The organism is Serratia sp. Res13-Sevr-LER1-36-b (genome assembly GCF_015673035.1).
Taxonomy (GTDB): Bacteria; Pseudomonadota; Gammaproteobacteria; order Enterobacterales; family Enterobacteriaceae; genus Chania; species Chania fonticola_C.
Genome location: NZ_JADACK010000005.1, coordinates 58371 through 81596 on the forward strand (window position 1 = coordinate 58371; position 23226 = coordinate 81596).

At 41.7% G+C, this 23226-nt stretch carries 19 protein-coding genes; 18 read left to right on the forward strand and 1 reads right to left on the reverse strand.

The window, feature by feature from the left end; all coding sequences use genetic code 11:
• Positions 1-49: 49 nt before the first annotated feature.
• The 5 genes from IMQ33_RS01355 (at position 50) to rfbD (IMQ33_RS01375) (ending at position 5560) form a co-directional block, all read left to right on the forward strand.
• On the forward strand, positions 50-1798 hold the full coding sequence (locus tag IMQ33_RS01355; RefSeq protein ID WP_196067746.1) for a hypothetical protein: 1749 nt from the start codon (positions 50-52) through the stop codon (positions 1796-1798).
• Positions 1799-2220: 422 nt separating this feature from the next.
• On the forward strand, positions 2221-3285 hold the full coding sequence (gene rfbB / locus IMQ33_RS01360; protein ID WP_098927936.1) for a dTDP-glucose 4,6-dehydratase: 1065 nt from the start codon (positions 2221-2223) through the stop codon (positions 3283-3285).
• A 19-nt stretch (positions 3286-3304) separates the two neighbouring features.
• Positions 3305-4174: a glucose-1-phosphate thymidylyltransferase RfbA gene (gene rfbA, locus IMQ33_RS01365; RefSeq protein WP_024484865.1), complete on the forward strand. Its 870-nt coding sequence runs from the start codon at positions 3305-3307 to the stop codon at positions 4172-4174.
• Between the two features lies 1 nt (position 4175).
• Positions 4176-4712 (forward strand): dTDP-4-dehydrorhamnose 3,5-epimerase, encoded by a 537-nt coding sequence (gene rfbC, locus IMQ33_RS01370; RefSeq protein WP_196062100.1) that lies wholly within the window; start codon positions 4176-4178, stop codon positions 4710-4712.
• On the forward strand, positions 4709-5560 hold the full coding sequence (gene rfbD, locus IMQ33_RS01375) for a dTDP-4-dehydrorhamnose reductase (RefSeq protein ID WP_196062099.1): 852 nt from the start codon (positions 4709-4711) through the stop codon (positions 5558-5560). Before rfbC (IMQ33_RS01370) ends, rfbD (IMQ33_RS01375) begins: the two co-directional genes overlap by 4 nt.
• A 148-nt stretch (positions 5561-5708) precedes the next feature.
• On the opposite strand, the gene IMQ33_RS01380 is transcribed toward rfbD (IMQ33_RS01375), so the two are convergent.
• Complete coding sequence (locus tag IMQ33_RS01380) at positions 5709-6839, reverse strand: hypothetical protein (RefSeq protein ID WP_196067747.1); 1131 nt, start codon at positions 6837-6839, stop codon at positions 5709-5711.
• 227 nt (positions 6840-7066) lie between these two features.
• On the opposite strand from IMQ33_RS01380, the gene IMQ33_RS01385 reads away from it, so the two are divergent.
• The 13 genes from IMQ33_RS01385 to IMQ33_RS01445 all read left to right on the forward strand — a co-directional run bounded on the left by IMQ33_RS01385 (position 7067) and on the right by IMQ33_RS01445 (position 23082).
• Positions 7067-8143, forward strand: coding sequence for an acyltransferase (locus IMQ33_RS01385; protein WP_196061687.1), 1077 nt, complete (start codon positions 7067-7069; stop codon positions 8141-8143).
• A gap of 202 nt (positions 8144-8345) precedes the next feature.
• Positions 8346-9359 carry a UDP-glucose 4-epimerase GalE gene (galE, locus tag IMQ33_RS01390; protein ID WP_196061688.1) on the forward strand — a complete coding sequence of 338 codons (1014 nt, stop codon included), beginning with the start codon at positions 8346-8348 and terminating at the stop codon, positions 9357-9359.
• A 241-nt stretch (positions 9360-9600) separates the two neighbouring features.
• Entirely contained in the window at positions 9601-10665 is a 1065-nt protein-coding gene (gene rffG, locus IMQ33_RS01395; protein ID WP_098927925.1) for a dTDP-glucose 4,6-dehydratase, read from the forward strand.
• A gap of 14 nt (positions 10666-10679) precedes the next feature.
• Positions 10680-11549: a glucose-1-phosphate thymidylyltransferase RfbA gene (gene rfbA / locus IMQ33_RS01400; RefSeq protein WP_161739075.1), complete on the forward strand. Its 870-nt coding sequence runs from the start codon at positions 10680-10682 to the stop codon at positions 11547-11549.
• Position 11550: 1 nt separating this feature from the next.
• A complete protein-coding gene (gene rfbC, locus IMQ33_RS01405) occupies positions 11551-12087 on the forward strand; it encodes a dTDP-4-dehydrorhamnose 3,5-epimerase (protein WP_021805020.1) in 537 nt (178 codons plus the stop codon).
• Positions 12084-12950 (forward strand): dTDP-4-dehydrorhamnose reductase, encoded by an 867-nt coding sequence (rfbD, locus tag IMQ33_RS01410; protein WP_098927921.1) that lies wholly within the window; start codon positions 12084-12086, stop codon positions 12948-12950. The genes rfbC (IMQ33_RS01405) and rfbD (IMQ33_RS01410) overlap by 4 nt, the downstream gene beginning before the upstream one ends.
• Positions 12951-13776: 826 nt before the next feature.
• The gene (locus IMQ33_RS01415) at positions 13777-14598 is read left to right on the forward strand and encodes an ABC transporter permease (RefSeq protein WP_196061689.1); all 822 of its coding nucleotides are present in this window, start codon (positions 13777-13779) and stop codon (positions 14596-14598) included.
• Positions 14588-15949, forward strand: a complete 1362-nt coding sequence (locus IMQ33_RS01420; protein WP_196061690.1) for an ABC transporter ATP-binding protein — start codon at positions 14588-14590, stop codon at positions 15947-15949. The genes IMQ33_RS01415 and IMQ33_RS01420 overlap by 11 nt, the downstream gene beginning before the upstream one ends.
• 2 nt (positions 15950-15951) lie before the next feature.
• Complete coding sequence (locus IMQ33_RS01425) at positions 15952-17916, forward strand: bifunctional 2-polyprenyl-6-hydroxyphenol methylase/3-demethylubiquinol 3-O-methyltransferase UbiG (protein ID WP_196061691.1); 1965 nt, start codon at positions 15952-15954, stop codon at positions 17914-17916.
• A gap of 1 nt (position 17917) precedes the next feature.
• Positions 17918-19540 carry a glycosyltransferase gene (locus IMQ33_RS01430; RefSeq protein ID WP_196061692.1) on the forward strand — a complete coding sequence of 541 codons (1623 nt, stop codon included), beginning with the start codon at positions 17918-17920 and terminating at the stop codon, positions 19538-19540.
• Between the two features lie 7 nt (positions 19541-19547).
• Complete coding sequence (locus IMQ33_RS01435; RefSeq protein ID WP_098927911.1) at positions 19548-20804, forward strand: glycosyltransferase; 1257 nt, start codon at positions 19548-19550, stop codon at positions 20802-20804.
• A gap of 229 nt (positions 20805-21033) precedes the next feature.
• The gene (locus IMQ33_RS01440; RefSeq protein ID WP_098927909.1) at positions 21034-21882 is read left to right on the forward strand and encodes a glycosyltransferase; all 849 of its coding nucleotides are present in this window, start codon (positions 21034-21036) and stop codon (positions 21880-21882) included.
• 90 nt (positions 21883-21972) lie between these two features.
• A complete protein-coding gene (locus IMQ33_RS01445; RefSeq protein WP_098927907.1) occupies positions 21973-23082 on the forward strand; it encodes an acyltransferase in 1110 nt (369 codons plus the stop codon).
• Positions 23083-23226: the final 144 nt, after the last annotated feature.

Sequence of the window (23226 nt, forward strand, 5' to 3'; positions counted from 1 at the left end):
TATATGACAGTTATCTAGTTATTATAACGAATCATAATTGAGATGAAATATGCTTTTCTTTAAGAAACTCTTTAGTAAAATTAGTGATAAAAACTTATCTAATAGAAGAAATGTTATTCGGTTGGGTATGTCATCCATCATGTCATTTTTTATATTGAGTTCCCATGCAGAATCTAATAAGAGTAACGGAGGCCAATCTAGTGATAATAACATTAACTCGATAACTTCCCTTGAAGATATAATCTATGCTGAAAAGTACGGTGTTGTTAACTCATCAATAATCGACTCATCTGATGCACTTGAACTTTTATTACAATCCAGTGCTGGCAAGGTTATTCAACTTCCTGCCAATTTTTCTGTTTCTCGCACAATTAAATATCCTGGCGTATGTCATATTAAGGGGGTTGATGTTGTAAATTCTAAATGCTGGATTTTACCTGGGTTTTCTGGTTTCAGCGTGTTTGAGCCTGTTTTAAAAGATAAATTGTCATCTCTTTCAATCAGTTTTTCGTCTCTTACTTTTAGTGATCTAGGTGCTAAAAATGACGGACGTGGAACGACATCAAATATAAATGCTATTAATGTCACTGGAACCTTCGCTGCAAGGTTAAATCAACTAAAAGGAGTGAGAGTCAATTCACTAATCTACTGTGAAGCTGGAAAAGAAACGCAGCAAACTGCTCGAACTTGGATAAATGACTTGGATGGTTCTAATATAAATTTCATTGTGAATTTTGAACCATGTGCTGACGATCGGTTGCCATATGGTGATTTATATTTGTCTAATATTAAAACTACTGGAAGCATCAAGTATGGTGTAAGAATTGAGGATACAGATGGACTGACTTGGATCGGTGCTGTTCTGTTCCCTGATGCGTCAATAAGAATAAGTGGACATTACCTCAATCTTTCACTATGCCATCCTTTTGAACCTAAGGCGAGGATTGGTGATAACGAGTTTTCTGCAGAAGCTTTACTAATTGCACCTCGTTTAGGTGGTGGGAAAAGTCACTACGTTACAATAAGCAATTTTGTTTCTGCTTTTTCGGGACGACTTTCGAACTCGGCAAAAATAAAAAGTTCTATAACTAATCAGGGTGCATTTGGGATGAAACTTGTAGGTGTCATTAACTTTAATTTAAGTGCAATAGTTAATGATCCATCAATGGGCGCTCTTCATCTTATTGATTGCACCAATGGTACATTTACCTTAGCTAGCCAGAATGTCAATACACAGCAACTGGGCACGGGGGCTTTAGCGGCAGGAAGTTATGATGTGCTTGTAATGGAGAAGTGTGACTATATTCTTGGTCAGATAACGGACCTTTCACCAAGTAAACGGTACTTAGTCAATATGGATGAGTCCTGTAATGGGTGTTTTATAACCGCAGTATGTAGCCAGGGGGCCCATGAAGGGCTACCATATATAATTCCTAAGAATAAAAACAATATAGTTAATATATTATATACCGCTGCTTCCGGAACAATGTTTTATAACACATCAAAAGATCAGGTGGATATAGTAAAAGCAACTTTGAACGATCCTTACCCTGCCATTAGTGTATATAAACCGGGTATTTATCTTGTTTTCGACAATAATCAGAAAACAGAGATTAAAGATATTTTGTGTGTGGAAAATTATCAAGATTTGTATATAAACATTAGTGATGATCATACTACTATTTTAGATGTTTCTAACGGAGGGAAGTTTAGATTGAACGGAAATAATAGGACTGGCCGTGGAACAATTCTTCATTTGGTACGTGAGCCTTCTTCTGGTGAATTATGCATAGTTTAGCTAATTTTCTTGTGGAAGGGTTATGGGTTTTTTACAAGATCCTCTCATCGAATAGACTGCATTGGTAGTTAATTAACTGCGTTTTACTTCCAAATTAATATTGCTTTATTAGGTAATTGGCTATCGATAGATGTCATGAAGGATAAGTATTAACTTTATTCGGTTCTCTTAAGCAGTCTTCCGTTAAATTTATGATAACAGAATATGGTGTTACCATCTAAAATGGAAAGTAAGCTGGCTTAAGTACAAGCTGATATTTTATTTTGTCAGTTTTTAAATGAAGGCCTTATCAGAAAGTATTCAATCAAGCTGATTTGAATATGATACTTTTCGTATCTAAATAATTAGTCAAATGGTTTTTTTGTTTTAATTATAGATAGTTGCTCATAAATAGCTAAGTTATGTTTTTTGTAGAGGAATGCATGAGAATTATAGTTACTGGTGGGGCTGGTTTTATTGGTTCAGCCGTCGCACGTCATATTATTAATAATACCCAGGATGAAATATTGGTTTTAGATAGCCTGACATATGCCGGGAATCTGGAATCACTAGACACGATCACTAGTAGCGATCGCTACAAATTTGAACATGTAGATATTTGTAATCGTCAGGGATTGGACCGTGTATTTACCGAGTTCCAGCCTGATGTGGTTATGCACCTGGCCGCCGAGAGCCATGTTGATCGTTCCATTGATGGGCCTGCTACATTTATCGAAACCAATATCGTTGGTACCTATACCCTTCTAGAAGCTGCGCGTCAGTATTGGCTAGCTTTGGATGACGCTGCTAAAAAAGCTTTCCGTTTCCATCATATCTCGACCGATGAGGTTTATGGCGATTTGCACGGGACGGAAGATCTGTTTACGGAAACCACGCCTTATGCGCCAAGTAGCCCTTACTCTGCCTCGAAAGCCTCAAGCGATCATCTTGTCAGAGCTTGGCTGCGTACCTATGGTTTACCGACTATTGTGACTAACTGTTCAAACAATTATGGCCCTTATCACTTCCCCGAAAAGTTGATACCGCTGACGATCCTTAATGCGCTGGAGGGTAAAGCTTTACCTGTATACGGTGATGGTGCTCAAGTTCGGGATTGGCTGTATGTGGAAGATCATGCACGGGCTTTGTACAAGGTTGTTTGTGAAGGTGCAATTGGGGAAACCTATAACATTGGTGGTCATAACGAACGTAAGAATATAGACGTGGTGCAGACCATCTGCCGGTTGCTGGACGAATTGGTCCCTAATAAGCCTGGCAATCTGCTCAAGTATGAAGATTTGATCACCTTTGTGACTGACCGCCCTGGCCACGACATGCGCTATGCGATTGATGCCTCGAAAATTGACCGTGAACTGGGTTGGAAACCACAAGAAACCTTCGAAAGCGGCATTAGAAAAACGGTTGAGTGGTATTTGGCTAACCAAGCCTGGTGGATCCGTGTTAAAGATGGTTCATATGCTGGTGAGCGTCTGGGTTTAAACCGTTAATCTAATTTAGGAATTTGAAATGAAAGGAATTGTACTCGCGGGTGGTTCAGGTACTCGTTTGTATCCGATTACACGTGGTGTTTCTAAACAACTGCTACCGATTTATGATAAACCGATGGTTTATTACCCGATCTCGGTGTTAATGCTGGCCGGTATTCGCGATATTTTAATTATATCTACCCCCGAAGATATGCCTTCGTTCAAACGCTTATTGGGCGACGGAAGTCGATTTGGTATCAAGCTGAGTTATGCAATCCAGCCAAGCCCTGACGGCCTGGCGCAGGCCTTCCTGATTGGTGAAGAGTTCATCAATGGTGATCGTTGTGCATTGGTTCTGGGGGATAATATTTATTTCGGCCAAAGTTTTGGCAAAAAACTTGAAAATGTGGTCGAAAAAAATTCCGGGGCCACGGTGTTTGGCTATCAAGTAATGGACCCTGAACGTTTTGGCGTGGTTGAGTTTGATGACAATTTCCGCGCATTATCCCTTGAAGAAAAGCCAACTGTGCCGAAGTCTAACTGGGCGGTTACCGGCTTGTATTTCTACGATAATGAAGTCGTTGAAATGGCCAAGCAGGTTAAACCATCCCACCGTGGTGAGTTAGAGATCACTACGCTTAATCAAATGTACTTGGACGCAGGAAAGCTAAATGTCGAGTTGCTCGGTCGAGGTTTTGCTTGGTTAGATACTGGTACTCACGACAGCTTGGTCGAAGCATCTCAATTTATCCATACCATTGAAAAACGACAGGGTTTTAAAGTTGCTTGTCTGGAAGAGATCGCTTTTCGCAAGGGCTGGCTTTCTCGTGAGCAAGTTGCTGAAGAAGCCAGATTACTTGGCAAAACACTCTACGGCCAGTATTTGTCGCATCTGATCGGGGAGTTATAAGATGCAAGTAATAGACACAAAAATCGATGGTGTGAAAATCATCCAGCCGAAAGTATTTGGTGATGCTCGCGGTTTTTTCCTCGAAACGTTTGAAAAGAAACGTTATCAAGAAATGTTAGATATTGACCTGGATTTTGTTCAGGACAACCATTCACGTTCTGCGCGCGGTGTATTGCGCGGCCTTCATTTTCAGAAGATTAATCCTCAGGGCAAACTGGTTCGCGTTGTGCGTGGCGAAGTGTTTGACGTTGCGGTGGATATCCGCCCTGACTCCCCGACATACGGTACTTGGGAGGGGGTTATCCTCTCGGAAGAAAATAAAACCCAGTTCTGGGTTCCGCCGGGTTTAGCTCATGGTTTTGTTGTGCTTTCTGATGTTGCAGATTTCGAATATAAATGCACCGATTATTATAATCCAGCCCATGAAGGCTGTCTGCTATGGAATGATCCACAGGTTGGTATTGAATGGCCGATCAATAATCCATTGTTGTCCGAAAAAGATAAAGTCGGCAAGTTATTCAAGGATCTAGGACTATGAGAATCTTACTAACCGGCGCGAAAGGGCAACTGGGGAGTTGCTTCCAGGATCGCTTACCAGCCGGGTGGGATATGTGGGCAACTGATGCAGATGTGCTTGATATCACTGATCTTGCTAAGGTAAAAAGTGCAGTAGTTGATTATCGACCGAATGTTATTGTGAATGCTGCAGCATTCACTGCAGTTGATAAAGCTGAAACTGACCATGAAATCGCGGCATTGATTAATGAATTCGGTCCGAAGAATTTGGCTTTGGCGGCCAATGAAGTTGGAGCTCGCCTAGTACATGTTTCTACGGATTACGTTTTCGATGGTGAGGCTACTACTCCCTATATTGAAACCGCTCCTACTAAGCCGCTAGGGGTGTATGGCAAAACTAAACTGGACGGCGAGATTGCGGTTAGCCACCACCAACCGGATGCGTTGATTATTCGTACGGCCTGGGTTTTTAGTGAGTACGGAAATAATTTCGTTAAAACTATGCTAAAGCTTGCGCAGGATCGTGACACCTTAGGCGTGGTATCCGATCAGTTTGGTTGCCCTACCTATGCAGGCGATATTGCTCAGGCAATTATCGATCTCTTGCAGAGAGAAGCAGCAGGTGGGATCTATCATTTCTGTGGCGATGAAACTGTGACCTGGAGCGAGTTTGCTGAAGCTATTTTTTCCTCAGCAATCAAGCAAGGATTTTTAGCAAGAGCCCCAATGGTTAATGGCATTAGGACCTCAGAATATCCGACGCCAGCCAAGAGACCTAAGTACTCAGTGCTTAACTGTGAGAAAATAAAAAGTCAGGGGGTGCTTTTGTCACCTTGGAAGATACGTCTCGACGACATGATGGTAAAATAGCTATCCTTATGGATTAAAGACAGTAATGTTTAATATAAAGAGTTAGCGTTTAATACGGGTTGACTCTTTTTGCAATTGAGTATCGAAGTATGACGCTTAAAGGAAACTAAAAACAAAGGTTTTTCGAAAAATTAGCGGCTACGTGTGACTAACACTTGTCACCAACAAGTGTTTTTAACTTATCTATAGTTCCACGTGATACGTCATATAATGAACATCCCTCTATTGTCATACCAGAATCTGCTATGTTAACATTTGATGTTCCCGTATGCGTCTCAATTTTCATACTAACCTTTTTATTCGGCAATTTTATCAAGACCTCGTCACAATGAGAAAGTTTTAGTTCGGAATATTTACTTGATATTTTTTTGTTTATAACTAAATTTATATTCTTTGAGATTACTTTTTCATAGTTGTTACTTTTTTTGTTATCCCCAATAGTAATAGCGTTTGAACCTAGTCCTTCAGATGTAAAGTCATTAATTGATACATTGTCTACTCCAAGAACGGTATCATTTTTCGCATAGTTTCTTGAGTATACTCTAATTCCTTGAGAACCATTATTAAGAGTTTGAGTGACTGAGCAATTTTCAATTTTACTATTTGTAGCACGACTAAAAATTGATGAACCGTTTATGTTATCAGATACTACGACAAAGGCCTGCACATCAATATTTATAACTTTACAATTTCTAAATGTTACGTTTTTTTGTTTCGTGACAAAGCCATTTGGGCCGTGGTAGTGAGTACATTCTGTTATGAGTATATTACCAATGGCATTATTGTTTTCAGGGTTATCATCGTTGGCTTCCCATAACTGACCGTGATTATTTGCTCTTGTTGTGACGTTATTTATGTATCCTGGGCCGGTTTTTGCTGTGACACTGTATAATGAATTTAATTTTCCAGTAAAACTATCAATTGTAATGTTGCTGATGGCGAAGTTATTAGCATTGTTACAGTTCAGGCTTCCCAATATCAGCGTGCCATCGCCTTGCCATTTTTCATTTAACTCATCATACTTCAATTGGCCACTACCTATTATGGTACAGTTGGATGGGACTCTAACCTCTCCTAACTTATATGTACCTCGAAAAAAAATAATAACGCCCCCGACAGCAATTGCCTCATGTATCTTTTCAATCGGAGTGTCGATAGTAATGTATGCGATTTTCTCTCTTTTCTGCTCTTTGGATGGCCAAGCAATGCGGCTAGTAAACATAAATGGAGATGTTAATAGAAGGTATCTCAAAAACATTCTTCTGTTTACCGGTTTCATACTACAACCTCTTTTGTGGAAATGTTATTCATATCAATGTTTTTTTGTTCATGGTCTTGTAAGCAGGTGCATTATTAGTAATGCCTAGCCAGTAACCATTTCTGTAATACTAAATGATTTGTAGACTCAGTCAACTCAGATTTGATATTTGCACAAATCTAGCTCATGCATCTCCTGATGACGCGTCTAATAGTTAACGACCTGCTATATTATATGGATGATTCCAGATGAAAACCAGTATCCCGACTATTAATAGAACTGTAAATAGCATACAGTTTCTGCGATTTATAGCCTCCTTGCTTGTCTTAATTACACACTCAACGTTCTACACGCATGAGCGATTTAGTGATTCCATGCCTGTTTTCAAAGCAGGGTCAGTCGGTGTTGATATATTTTTTGTTATTAGTGGTTTTGTTATTCTTTTATCTTCTATAACTAAAAATGGTGAGTTTAGTAGTGGTGTTGATTTCACAGTCAAGCGGCTAACAAGAATAGTTCCTATGTACTGGATTGCCACTTCTGTTAAAGTAATTGCCTTAATTTTGTCTCCTGCTATTGTACTGCATGCAACCTTCGACCCATCTAGGATTGTATTATCATATTTTTTCTTGCCTTCAGTGAGTCCTGATGGTCGATGGGAGCCAATATTGGGTGTTGGATGGACGCTGGTTTTTGAAATGTTCTTTTACTTTATTTTTGCAATGGCTCTCTTTGCAAAAAAAAGCCCAGTGGTTATCTCATCACTTGTGATTGTTATTTTTTCTTTAATATCAACAATGCGAACCGATGATTGGCCTGTCGCGACTATGTACTTTGACAAAATAATGCTTTATTTTGTAATCGGAATGTTCAGTTATATCATGATGATGAAGTGCAGAAGGATGACGTTGAGAGTGTTCACCCTGGTCTTAACTGCTCTTTCGGTTGTGTTCATTTTTAGGAAAATAAGCCACGGTGAACCGATAATAGAAAGATTGAGTTTTGAAACGTTTACTTTTGTTGTCACTTTTTTCTTTATTGTGGTTCAATGTGAGTCATTATTTGTTGGCGCTATCTCAAAGTTGTCTACGTTACTAGGGAATGCTTCATATTCAACATATCTATTTCATCCATTGCTAGCACCTATTGTGCCAACTATCTTTAAGAAACTCTCTATTGCTATCAATCCAGTTTTTGTTGTCATATCAACGGTTCTCTTTGCATTGCTCGCTACTGTGATAATTCACTTGATTATTGAAAAGCCAATAACTAATAGGATAAGAAGTACTCTACAAAAAAAGAGAAAGAAAGTTGTGGCTGCGTAAGTTATGCGTTATGACTAAGAGCTAAAATTTTAGTTAAGCAACCGACTAAACTTCCTCCATTTCTTAGGTTTGTATATTAATTTTGGACAGTATCTGTTAGTGCGTTCTCATTAACAATACGAGATTATCATATGAGATGCTTGAGTTATGATAGGGTAAAGACATCCTTATTCTTAGCGATTGGCGCACAAAAGGGGTAACAATGGCAATTCTAGTCACCGGCGGAGCCGGCTATATCGGCTCCCACACCGTTCTGGCCTTGCTGGAACGGGGAGAGGAGGTTGTGGTTCTAGACAACCTCTCGAACTCATCCGAAGAGTCGCTGCACCGAGTGGAGCAACTAACAGGCAAGGCAGCCATCTTCTACCAAGGCGATATCCAAGATCCGGAATGTCTGAACCGCATCTTCGATGGTCACCGTATCTCGGCGGTGATTCACTTTGCTGGCCTCAAAGCGGTAGGGGAGTCCACCCGCAAACCGTTAGAGTATTATCAGAACAACGTCTCTGGCACTCTAGTGCTCCTGGATGAGATGCGTCGTGCCGGAGTTCATCAGTTTATCTTCAGTTCCTCAGCCACAGTTTATGGGGCTAACTCCCCAGTACCTTATGTTGAAACCACGCCTATTGGTGGTACGACGAGCCCGTATGGCACATCCAAACTGATGGTTGAGCAAATCCTGCAGGACTTCGCCAAGGCTGAGCCGCAGTTCTCGATTATCGCTCTACGTTACTTCAACCCAGTCGGTGCCCATGAGTCTGGCATGATAGGCGAAGATCCTAACGGCATCCCTAACAATTTGCTGCCCTACATTTCGCAGGTTGCTATCGGCAAGTTGGAGAAGCTAGGTGTGTTTGGAGGGGATTATCCAACCGAAGACGGCACCGGTGTGCGTGACTACATTCACGTGATGGATTTGGCTGAAGGCCACCTGATGGCAATGGATCATTTGAAGAAGGTCGAAGGCTTCAAGGCATACAACCTGGGAGCCGGTGTTGGGTTCTCTGTGCTGGAGATGGTGCATGCTTTTGAGAAAGCTTCAGGCGTCACTATCCCTTATCAGATCTTGCCGCGTCGCGATGGTGATTTGCCTGCGTTTTGGGCCGACGCCAACCTGGCCAAGAAAGAGCTCGGTTGGGAGGTCACTCGGGGTATTGATACCATGATGCGCGATACCTGGAACTGGCAAAGCAAGAACCCACAAGGGTATCGCTGATAGTCGCGTTTTAATTTCAATGCTGAACTTTTATTGCCTGTATTCTGATGGTGAATGAATGTTGGTTCTTGTACAATATTACGCTTCTTTAACATAAGTAATGCTGTAGTTTATTGATTTTTAGGTGATTGGGTTCCAAGGTCACTATAGCCAAGTTACTACAGAGTAAAGTTTGGTTAATTTGAAATCATAGACACTGGCGTGGCTGCAAACGGCCACGCTTGGCTGTTTAGAGGGTTATATGAAAATTATCATTACCGGTGGCGCTGGCTTCATTGGTTCCGCCGTTGCGCGGCACATCATCAACGACACCCAAGACCAAATCTTGATCTTAGATAGCCTGACATATGCTGGCAATCTTGAGTCTTTAACGCCAATAGCAAGCAGCGAACGTTACCAGTTCGCACAGGTGAATATCTGTAATCGTCAGGAACTGGACCGTGTCTTTGTCGAGTTCCAGCCTGATGCTGTTATGCACCTGGCAGCAGAAAGCCACGTCGATCGTTCCATTGATGGCCCCGCCGCATTTATCGAAACCAATATTGTAGGTACCTATACTCTGCTGGAAGCGGCCCGCCAGTACTGGCAAGCTTTAGGTGAGCAGGCCAAGAAGGCATTCCGTTTCCATCATATCTCCACTGATGAAGTTTACGGCGATCTGCACGGTACCGATGATCTGTTCACGGAAACCACACCTTATGCGCCAAGCAGCCCTTATTCAGCTTCGAAAGCCTCAAGCGATCACCTTGTCAGGGCTTGGTTGCGCACTTATGGCCTGCCAACTATCGTAACGAATTGTTCTAACAACTACGGTCCTTACCACTTCCCGGAAAAGCTAATCCCGCTAACCATTCTTAACGCTCTTGAAGGTAAAGCGTTGCCGATCTATGGCAACGGTACTCAAGTGCGTGATTGGCTGTATGTGGAAGATCACGCACGAGCACTGTACAAGGTGGTCTGTGAAGGTGAAGTTGGTGAAACCTACAACATTGGCGGTCATAACGAGCGTAAAAATATCGAAGTTGTGCAAACGATCTGCCGTTTGCTAGACGAATTGGTGCCGAATAAGCCAGGTAATCTGGCTAAGTATGAAGACCTGATCACCTTTGTTACCGATCGTCCTGGTCACGACATGCGCTATGCCATTGATGCCTCAAAAATTGATCGTGAATTGGGCTGGAAGCCGCAAGAAACCTTCGAGAGCGGCATTAGAAAAACGGTTGAGTGGTATCTGGCTAACCAAGCTTGGTGGAGCCGTGTTAAAGATGGTTCATATGCCGGGGAACGTCTGGGGCTAACCCGCTAATTTAAGGTGTGAAAATGAAAGGTATTGTTTTAGCGGGTGGGTCAGGCACACGTCTTTATCCTATTACTCGTGGTGTTTCAAAGCAGCTCTTGCCGATCTACGATAAGCCGATGATTTACTATCCGCTTTCAGTATTGATGCTGGCGGGGATCCGCGACATTCTGATTATCTCTACGCCAGAGGATCTGCCGTCATTCAAACGGTTACTAGGTGATGGGAGTCGTTTTGGCATCTCATTGAGCTATGCTATCCAGCCTAGCCCGGATGGTTTGGCGCAGGCATTCCTGATTGGTGAAGAGTTCATCAATGGGGATAGTTGTGCTCTGGTATTAGGCGACAATATTTTCTTTGGCCAGAGTTTTGGCAAGAAGTTGACGTCTGTAGTTGAGCGTAACCAGGGGGCAACCGTATTTGGCTACCAGGTCATGGATCCTGAACGCTTTGGGGTGGTGGAATTTGATGATGACTTCCGGGCATTATCTCTGGAAGAAAAGCCAGTGAAACCTAAATCCAATTGGGCCGTTACCGGGCTTTACTTCTATGATCATCATGTTGTTGAGATGGCGAAGCAGGTCAAGCCATCCTTACGTGGTGAACTAGAGATCACCACGCTCAACCAGATGTATCTGGATAAAGAGGCTCTTAATGTTGAGTTGCTTGGGCGCGGTTTTGCGTGGTTGGATACCGGTACTCACGATAGCCTGATTGAGGCTTCCCAGTTTGTACACACGATCGAAAATCGCCAAGGGTTCAAGGTTGCTTGCTTGGAAGAGATTGCCTACCGCAAAGGGTGGCTGACTCGTGAGCAGGTAGAGGCTGAGGCTAAACTGCTTAGCAAGACCCTGTACGGGCAGTATTTATTGCAACTGAGTTTGGAGAAATAGAATGCAAGTCACAGATACCAAAATCGATGGTGTGAAGATTATTCAACCCAAGGTATTTGGCGATGCACGAGGCTTTTTCCTTGAGACGTTTGAAAAGAGACGCTACCAGGAAATGTTGGATATCGATCTGGATTTTGTTCAGGATAACCACTCGCGTTCATCACGCGGTGTGCTGCGTGGCCTGCATTTCCAAAAGATAAATCCTCAGGGTAAATTGGTACGTGTAGTGCGTGGTGAAGTGTTTGATGTCGCGGTTGATATTCGTCCAGGCTCTCCAACTTACGGAGCTTGGGAAGGGGTGATCCTTTCCGAAGAAAACAAAACCCAGTTTTGGGTCCCACCGGGCTTAGCTCATGGTTTTGTTGTGCTTTCTGATGTCGCAGACTTTGAATATAAATGTACAGACTATTACAATCCTGCACATGAAGGCTGTTTGTTATGGAACGATCCAGCTGTGGGAATCGAATGGCCATTAGAGAATCCGCTACTCTCTGAAAAAGATAAAATTGGCAAGCTGTTTAAGGAGTTAGGCCAATGAAGGTTTTGTTGACCGGTGCCAATGGGCAATTGGGGCGTTGCTTTATCGATCGCCTACCTGCAGGTTGGGAAGTACTGGCTACCGACAGTGATTCTTTGGATATTACTGATTTCGAAAAGGTTAAGAAGACTACACTCACCTTCCTGCCTGATGTGATAGTGAATGCTGCAGCCTATACCGCCGTAGATAAAGCGGAAAATGATTGTGAAATGGCTAAGTTGATCAACGAACAAGGGCCTAAAAACCTGGCTTTGGCTGCCAAAATAGCCAATTGCCGCTTGGTTCATGTATCAACAGACTATGTCTTTGATGGTCTCGCTGATACGCCATACTGCGAAAATGACGCAACCAACCCGTTAGGCGTTTATGGTAAGACTAAACTCGATGGTGAGATTGCTGTCATGATTACCCAGCCAGAAGCTATCATTATCCGCACCGCGTGGGTATTCAGTGAGTATGGCAATAACTTTGTGAAAACCATGCTGCGTCTGGCGCAAGATCGCGACGTTTTGGGCATTGTATCAGACCAGCGCGGTTGCCCAACTTACGCTGGTGATATTGCTGCTGCCATCATCGACCTGTTGAAAGCTGATGCGGAAGGTGGCATTTATCATTTTTGCGGTGACAAAGATGTTACCTGGAACGAATTCGCCGAATTTATCTTCACCTCTGCGTTTGAGCAAGGTATTTTGACCCGTAGCCCGACAGTTAACGCTATCACCACCGATCAATACCCAACTCCTGCACAAAGACCGAAGTATTCGCTGTTAAATTGCGAAAAAATCAAAGCGTGTGGGGTTGTGCTATCCCAGTGGCAAGATAGAGTCGGCAGTGTAGTCAAGAGCTGTTCAGATCCAGCATAGGAAGTCAGTAAGTGCATTGCGTCGTGCCCAGCGAACCGACTGGGCACCGCGACTACGTTTAATATACTGTTCTCCTAACATCTAATAACCCATATCCTTATGATAGTATTCAATAAAATTCCTCTCTGTATCCCTCCGTCATTTGTCAACTTAACACCTACTCGAAGATGTTTCCTTACTCAATAGAAGCTGTTGGTCCATATAACTGCTAGTGAGTTGGTTGTTTTTACCGCAATTCAATTAAGAACATACTGAAACTATCAAGAATCTAAAGGTGTTTTAATCGATATGGTGGTAGCATATGGCCCGAAGTTTTGTGTGGACGAACCCTATTAGTCTATTTTGGCTTTTATGGCAAGTAGTCGGGCTTTTCTCGGGGAAAAATCCACTCTAAAGTTGAGATATATCTATTGGCTACTGCATGCCAAGGGCGGTAGCGTGCCATTTTTGGGGCAATCTAGTGGGTATATTTGTTGAAAATACCGAATTTTCATGATGTTGATGCGATATTCAAAATGGTGCACTAATGGGATTATTCTTATTGACTGTTTGTGTTTTTTGCACTAGCGGTGTTTCAATTTATGGGGGGGAATTCATTTTTTAAAAGGCACAAACTGTAGGGGAATTAATAAACATGACAAGTATCCTCTATTGTGGTAAAGGATGGAGATAAAACCAACCGGTTATCGTTTCTAGTAACTTACTCATATACATTTAAGGTTTATGAATGACCAGTTATTATTTGATATATAAACCCGCGTGAGCCATTTCTAGGTAACCTTGTCAGTATTTGTGTGAGTTCAGTAATAATTATTGGAATATTTTGATGAAAAAAAGCAACAGTTCATCACCAATCGCTATAGTATCGAGCTTTTGGCTGCATAGGAAACTTATTCTTAATCTAACCAAAAGAGAAGTGTCTGGCAGATATAAAGGTTCGGTTTTTGGCATTCTTTGGTCTTTCTTTAACCCTATCTTTATGCTGGTGGTTTATACTTTTGTTTTTAGTTTTATCTTTAACGCGCGCTGGAGTACAGAGAGTACCTCCCGAGCTGAATTTGCATTGGTGCTATTTGCAGGGTTGATTATTTTCAACTTTTTCAGCGAGTGTGCAATAAAATCACCCGGATTAATATTATCTAATGTAAATTATGTCAAGAAGGTGATTTTTCCGTTAGAAATACTACCCATAATTAGCGCATGTTCCGCATTATTTCATGCGGCAATAAGTATTGTTGTTTGGCTAATATTTTATACTATCGAAGCTGGCATTCCACATATCACTGTGTTTCTGCTTCCGGTTATATTATTACCATTGTTCATTTTTGTTACCGGTGTAGGTTGGTTGCTGTCTTCTTTAGGCGTTTTTTTGCGAGATGTAGGGCAAATGATTACGATCTTGGTCACTGCACTTATGTTTTTATCGCCTATTTTCTATCCAATCACCGCTATTCCAGAGAAGTATAGACCATTGCTAAACCTTAATCCTTTAGCACCTGCTATCGCACAATTCCGAGATGTCATGTATTTTGGTGTTGTTCCTTCATTGGTTAGTTATATCATCTATTTAGTCGGTTGCTTGGTTTTTGCCTGGTTCGGTTTTTTTGTTTTCCAAAAAACGAGAAAGGGATTTGCAGATGTCCTCTGATAATATAGCCATCAGCATTAAAGACATAAGAAAATGTTTCTATGTCTATAATAATCCGCATGACAGATTAAAGCAGTTTGTATTGCCGAAATTAAAACGCCTTATCACTAGTGAATCAGAAAACTACTATAAAGAATTCTGGGCGTTAAATGGTATCTCTTTTGACGTTATGAAAGGCGAAACCGTTGGTCTTATTGGCAAAAATGGCAGTGGAAAATCCACCCTTTTGCAGGTTATTTGCGGTACGTTGACTGCAACCAGTGGTACTGTGGAGACTACAGGCCGAATAGCTGCCTTACTTGAGTTAGGCTCAGGATTCAACCCCGAGTTTACCGGCAGAGAAAATATTTATCTTAACGCTGCAATTTTGGGTCTTTCCAAATCTGAAATCGATAATAGATTCGATGCTATTGCCGCCTTTGCTGATATCGGAGACTTTATTGAGCAGCCGGTCAAAACCTACTCTAGCGGTATGGTGGTCAGGCTGGCCTTTGCAGTGCAGGCACAAGTCGATCCTGATATCCTTATTGTCGATGAAGCTTTGGCTGTTGGCGATGCTAAGTTTCAAGCGAAGTGTTTTGACCGTTTAAGACAGTTGAAGAATAATGGAACCAGTATCCTGTTAGTGACCCACTCTGGTGAGCAGATTGTCACGCATTGCGACAAAGCAGTCCTTCTTAGTGGTGGGAATAAGTTATATCAAGGTTCTCCTAAAGTCGCTGTCAATAAATATATGGACATACTGTTTGGCAAAACCCAGAGTCTAGCCAAAGATGATGTGGTAACTGAAGCTAGTGCCCAAGGAAACAATACCCAAAACTCAGCGTCATCTGTTGCGGCGGGGTTGAGCTTGGATACAGACTGCTTTAACACCAAGGCTAATTATAATAAAAACGAATATCGCTGGGGTGATCGTGCCGCTTCTTGGCTAGATTATCAATTATTTGCTGGGGAACGCCTTAACCCAGCAACTGTCTATGCTGACGAAAAGATAAAAATTCGTTGTTCAATTTATTTCGAAAAGAATATACATAACCCTATCATTGGTTTTGCAGTGAAAACCAAGGAAGGAGTGACGGTATATAATACAAATTCACATTTGCTAAATGAAGATACCCTTCAACATGGTCGGGAAAATACCCACTCAATTGTTGAATTTGAATTCGATAACAAACTAGGCGCTGGTGATTATTTCATTTCTTTAGGGATCGCCTCTATGAAGGATAATGAGGTGGTGCCGCATGATAGGCGATACGATGTAATTCATTTCCTTGTGCCAACTGTGGAATCTTTTTCAGGGATGACAAACTTAGAATTAAACCTAAAAATTAACTCTTCATTTGGTAAATAATTATGTTTTTAGATACTAATCTTTATTCTTTTCGCGAAGCTTCAGGTGTCTGGGCTCGTGTTGATTACACCGGTATTCCTTATAGCGATGGCGATGTTCAAGAGAATCTACTATTAAATATCGTCAGCAATACTAAAGATCGCAGCGTATCATCTCCGGAACTTAGAGCTCGGTGTTCTGATTGGGTAACCACCTATCATTTTTCCAGCTTACGTTCTAATTTACTGCGGCCATTAAATTCGCTCTTCACTCCAGGCGTCAAAATACTTGAAATAGGTGCTGGCTGTGGTGCGATTACTCGTTTCTTGGGGGAGTCGGGAGCCGAGGTTCTTGCTCTTGAAGGTAGCTTAAGACGTGCTGCAATAGCACGAGCCAGAACGCTGGACCTGGCCAATGTAACCGTTGTCAGTGAACGTTTCGACGACTTTGAATGTGAAGAAAAATTTGATGTGATTACCTTGATTGGCGTACTTGAATACTCCAATTTGTTCAGCCAAGGTAGTGATAGTGCCATCAGCATGCTTAACAACATCAAAGCGCGTCTCAAACCTGATGGTAAACTGTTGATCGCGATCGAAAACCAGTTGGGCCTCAAATATTTTGCTGGTGCGCGGGAGGATCACATTGGGCAGGTTATGTATGGCATTGAAGGTCGCTATACGAAACAGCAGGCTGAAACCTACGGTCATCATGTCTTGATTGAGAAGCTTGCTACGGTAGGGTTATCTTCAGTACAGACGTTATTGCCTTTCCCTGATTATAAACTGCCTGTATCGGTGGTAACGGAGGTAGGAGCCAACAGTGATGAGTTTGATGCCTCTGTTTTTGCCACTCAGTCAGTTCGCGCCGATATGCAGTTGCCAGAGAAGCTGCATTTAATTCCTGAGCTGGCATGGCCCGTTGTTTTTAATAACAAGTTAGCTGTTGAAATGAGCAACTCTTTCCTATTGGTTGCCAGTATTACCGCTGCGGAGGTTTTTGATAAAAATCTGCTTGCTGTACATTATGGTGGGGAAAGGCACCGTCCATTTAGCAAAAAGACGGTTTTTAAATATACCGCGGAAAATCAGGTTGTTGTTAAAAGAGAGTTGCTGAGTGACGTCTTGGCTCCGGATGATAAACTTATCGGCTTTAGACTTGATGGTTATGAAACCTATATCAAAGGCCCCTCATTATCGACAGAGTTTATCAAGATTGTGACGACTCCGGGGTGGTCGATGGAGTACGTAGCTGGCTATTTCCGTTATTATATCGAGTGTCTGGAAATAGCACTGCGTGGTGAAGGGGTGAGCTATGATGAATTTACCCAGAGTACCATGTTACCACCGACTTATTTGGATGCTATTCCTTCCAACTTTGTCATCGATGCAGAAGGGCAGCCACGCTATTTCGAACGTGAATGGTTGGCAAAAGAAGGGTTAACCGTTGGCCACTTGGTTTTCCGTGCGGCCTTGTCCCTACTAGGTAAGATATCTTGCTTCGCAATTCCTGATTCTGGCTCTTCTCTTACACGGGGGGAGTTCATCCAGCAGCTTTTTGAGGCATTGTCTTTCTCTGCTGATAAATCCTTACTTGACGATTATCTTCAGCTAGAGTCTGCATTACATGCTTTCTCAACTGGTGAACAGGAAAGTTCACTCATAACCTGGTACCCGGAACATGTTTTACCCGGTCTCTATGAAGTGAATGATGCTGAATGTGTTTCCATGTCTTTTGCTCAGATAAAAGAGAGCTTGCACCAAGCGAAAGAAGTGATTGCCAGCCAGCAGCAATCCAAAGACATTGCGGAAAAACTGGCTCATGACAGGCTCGCTGAAATTGCAGCTTTGCACAGTGCAAAAGATATTGCTGAACGTTTTGCATATGACCGATTAGATAAAATTCATAAGTTGGAAGCAGAGTTACAGATGTATCAGTCTGGAATTTTAGGGAAATTATCCAGACTCATTAAAGGTAATAGGAACTGAAATGAGTAAACTGCATTGGTCGATCGATTACTTTGTTCAACAAAATGGTACTATCTTCAGCTATGGATGGATTTTTCATGAAGATAAAAGTATTACCAAGCTTTGTTTATCTTTGCCTGAAAGTGATACTGATAATGTTCTGAAAATCGACTATGGGAAGTGCAGGGATGATGTAGGTGCTTATTTTTCAAGCTTTAAGAAAGCCAAACATTCCGGATATATTATTTATGGTTCATTTGGCTCAGAAGCTAAGGTTGCAGATCTAAAATTGTTATGTACCTACTCAGATGGTTCGACTGAGAGCGTTGACATACCAAATAGTTGTTTAAATGTGGCTATAGATGTAGATAGTGGCGGAGCAACATCGAAGAGACTGATTTTTAAACAGTTTACGGTGTTGCTCAAACGTGCCTTCATGTTGATAAAATCTGGCAAAATTTCATTGTTATATGAAAAGTTCAGCCGGTATAAAAATAAAACCCCGAGTAAAAACCTTGGTTCAGCTGACGATATTGTTGCATTTCTCAATCCTGCGGAGAGAGAACGAGTCATCTTTTTAATCGATCATGATTTGGGTGGTGGAGTTAACCATTATAGAAATCGATTGATTCAAGAGAAGATGAGTGCTGGTTACTCGGCACTGGTGCTTTCTTTTGATATAACCACATTATCTTATAAATTGATCGTTCGCGGTGAAAAAGGGGCGTTTAAGTTTAAAATACCTGGTTATAAGTTTATCTATGACCTGCTTGCCTTTGTTAAAATAAAAGAGATCATCTATAATACAGGGGTTTCATTTACGAGTCCGGAAGAAATACCGGGTTTTCTTATCGGCTTGAAAATGAAAACTAATGCTCAACTGATAACTCAGGCCCATGATCTCTTCCCGTTATGTCCATCCCACTTCCTGATTAACGACCAAGGGAAGTATTGTGACATACCGGATCCGTCAGTTTGCGCTTCATGTTTACGTAACAATACCTTTGGATTTACTACTTTATTTGAATCAAATGATATAGAAGAGTGGCGAGACAAGTGGGGGGGATTGATGATCGCCTCTGACAAAATTGTTACTTTTTCTCAAAACACTCTGGATCTCTATCGGCGTGTTTACCCGCAGATCCAAGAAGAGAATGCGGTTGTTATTCCTCATACTGTAGATTATCTCCCAGCTAAGGCGAATATAGAGCAGACACAGCAGTTGAAAATAGGTGTCGTCGGAATAATTGGCTATCATAAGGGGGCGCAAATTGTTAAAGAGTTGGCTCAAGAAATAAAAGATAAGCAATATCCTGCGGAAATAGTTATTATTGGTACTGTTGAATCATCCTGTCCTGCAGATATTGTTACTCAAACTGGGGCATACAAGCATGATGAGTTGCCAAGTTTGCTTGAAAAGCATGGTGTTAATATCATTTTATTCCCATCTATTTGGCCTGAAACGTTTTCTTATGTGGTTCAGGAAATGATGGAGCTAGGTTATCCTGTTGCTAGTTTTGATCTGGGAGCTCCAGCCGAACGCCTTAGAACTTATCAAGATGGTTTAGTCTTGTCTTCTATGTCAGCTGGAATCGTGTTGCAAGAGTTGGTAAAATTTCACCGGCAAGTATATTCAATCCAATGAGGCAGATATGTCTGAAGTTCATGTTTTTACCAGTGCGGCATTCAATTACATTCCTAAAGTGAGAATGCTTTTTCAGTCCATTAGGAAATATCACCCAGAATGGACTATTCATCTTGCTTTAGCCGATGAAAAAAGGCCCGAAATTGACTTGAGCAACGAGCCTTTTGATGAAGTTGTTTCCGTTTCTGAATTGGATATACCTGATTGGAAAGGTTGGGCTTATTGCCATACCATCGTTGAACTGGCGACGGCCATCAAGCCTTTCATGTTAGCGCGGTTGTTACAGTTACCAGGCTGCAAGAAAGTTATCTATCTTGATCCAGACACAGTGGTTTTCTCACGCCTGGATGATATCCTAGAAGCTCTTGATTCAGCGAATGTGGTGTTGACTCCACATCAAACCAAGCCAGAGACTTCGTTGTCAGCGGTAATGGATAATGAAATTTGCAGCCTGAAGCACGGTGTTTACAACCTTGGATTCTGCGCAGTTGCTGCGACAGATGTGGGTTTGTCATTCGCTAAATGGTGGGGTGAGCGTATCTATCACTTCTGCCGTGCGGACATTCCTAATGGTTTGTTTACCGACCAGCGCTGGATTGATCTGGTACCTGCATTCTTTACTGATGTTGCGATTATGCGTTCTAGCCGTCACAACGTTGCGACATGGAACCTGACGACCCGTGATTTTACTATTGATTCTCAAGGCAACTATTTTGTTGATGGTGAACCATTAGGTTTCTACCACTTTACCGGTTTCGACAGTGGTGCGCATAGGATCATGGCATCCAAAAATGCGGGTGAAAACTCGGATGTGCATAAGCTTATTGATTGGTATGACGATCAAACCAAGAACTTGGCTCAAGATCCATTAGCTAAGGTGGTTTGGGCATATGGTCAGCACTCTGACGGATCGGCTATTTCTAAAGCGCAACGTATCGTTTACCGCGAACGAATTGACCTACAAAATGCTTTCCCAACGCCTTTTGACGTCACTACCTATAATCAGTGGTGGATTACGCAAGGTGCAAAAGAGTATCCAGAGCTGTTTGATCCACAAACCAAAGATGAAGCTTTACGCCAATTCAGTATTGTTCTGACGCCTGGTTTCCGTGGTGGCAATGCCGAATTCGATAAAGACCGGTTTGTGAGTATGATAAAGCGTTCCCTGACAAATCCACGAGTTGGTATGACTCTGGGTAAAAGAGGGTGGGAAGTGCTTAAGAATGAAGGTATTAAAGGCATCAAGCGCCGCTTTCTAAACTAAAATAGCTGATCACTTATCTATGCCCTGTATTAAACCAAACGTTTATCAAATACAGGGCTTTTTTCTTTTCTTGATGATGAATGTTTTTAACTACCTGATTTTAAAGTAGAATTGATACTGGCTGTTATATGATTTTTTGGATGACACATTTAGTGGATTTTTAGGAGGTAACATGATGGAGTCGTTATGTGTTCGCCAGAATACCCACGTACTTAATTTGGTGTTTTAAGTGAAAATAATTGCATCTCTTGTGTTGTATCGACATGAGTATCAATCTGTAAGCAGAACCTTGACCTCCTTGTTAGAGGAGGAGAGCGTTTCAAAGCTGGTTATTGTAGATAATGGCGCGCATTGCCACTGGTTGCTAGAACTGGATAATCCCAAAATTGAAGTTATTCGCGTTGAGGAGAATGCAGGCTTCGGTGCCGGCCATAATCAAGTGTTTTCTCGCTTCCAAGAGCATTCAGGCCATTTTTTAATTTGTAATCCAGATATTGATTTTAAAAAAGGTGAAGTGGATAAGCTATATCAGTTTTGCTTACAAGGTAATATTGACTTGGCTGTTCCCAAAATTGTTTACCCCGATGGGCGCTTACAACATGCGTGTAAAATACTGCCATCACCTTATCAATTATTTATGCGAAGATTTATCTCTCAATTTACCAGTTCGCTGAATCAAGACTACGAACTCCATTCTGCGGATTATAGTAAACCGTTCTTTGCACCTTCGCTTTCCGGTTGCTTTATGTTAGTAAGTAATAAGGCTATTCGTGACGTTGGTTATTTTGATACGCGTTTCTTTCTCTACCTTGAAGATGTTGATTTGTCGAGAAGAATTTGCGAAAACCATAAGGTAAGCTATTGCCCTGACTCGGTTGTTGTCCACGAGTCGCAGCGGCGTTCTTACAGAGATAAACGTTTTTTGGCTTACCATATTATCTCTGCTGTGAAATACTTCAATAAGTGGGGATGGTTCTTCGACCAGCAAAGAACAGATTTAAATAATCGTTGTTTAAAAAAACTCCCTAGAGCTGAAAATAACATGCTGCAATTCACTCGTATTGAAGATGATAAATAAAGTAACTCGGTATTGGTAGGTGCTTTTTCACTACTGGTATAATCTATAAAAATATCCTTGCTGGCTCTCTTATCAAAGGTAATAATAAAAATGTCTGTGGCCAAAGCCGAAAAGATAAATGTCAAGTATCACTTTGACTCTATAGATATTTTAAGAGGTTTCGCTGCAATATCTGTCGTTGTTTATCATGTGATTGAGCACTTCAATTGGTCATCATTTCCTACTAGCGGACCTCTTCTTTGGTTCCGATTTGGCTGGATGGGCGTTGACATGTTTTTTGTGATTTCGGGTTTTGTTATCGCCATGTCTGCTTTTAAACAACTGGAGAGTAATGGGACCGAAAAATTCATACCGTCCTTTATGAAAAGACGATTGCGTAGAATTGTCCCATTACATTACCTGACGTTACTAGTGTTTGTTGTTTTTATATCACCTACGCTGCTTTTTAATGATTTTGCGTTAAATATATCAACTCACCTTCTGTTTATTCATAATCTCAATTACAATTTGCATGGGGCAATCAATGGAAGTAATTGGTCTTTAGGTGTGGAGATGCAGTTTTATATTTTCATTGCTTTGTTTGCCGGTTGGCTGAAGCGTGTTCCTTGGTGGGTGTTATTGCTGTCTGCCTTGACCGTATCATATGCGTGGCGATTTGCTGCTTTTTCATTGATAAGCTTAGATCAACCTCTTGGTGTGTTTAAATTATTTGTTAGTGCCACCCAACTCCCAGGTATGCTTGACGAGTTTGCCATTGGTATCCTCTTGGCCCGATTGATTACCTCTGATCTTGGGGTGAAAATAGTGTCTAATCGAAGATACTCTACGATCTCTTTGATGATTATTGCGACGCTGTTAACAACAGCAGCCCTATCAATTTATCTAGAATATGCATCATTCTGGAACTATCCATGGATGGTGGTATTTTTTCGAACGCTGTTGGCATCAGCATTCGGCATGATCATTTTGTCTCTGTGTTCTCTTAAAGTAACACCGATTCTTAAGAGAGTTTTATATCCACTTTACTATTGTGGCACTATCTCTTATGGCATCTACCTTTGGCATCTGCCCATTCTGCTATCAGTCAAAAAACTTGATTGGCTATCCCATGGGCAGTCGCTCACGCTAGTTTTAGCCTTAACATTAGTTATGGCTTCACTTTCATGGCACTTCTTTGAAAAACACTTTATGAAAAAGTAGTGGCTAACCTGGCGTCAAGTAGATGAGGCCATTAAAGTCAATCGGCCAAGTATACTCTTTATGCAATTATGTGACCTATCGCACCAATCACTACCCAGCGAACACAATCCTGAGTTAACATGTTGGCCACATCAAAAACCTGTT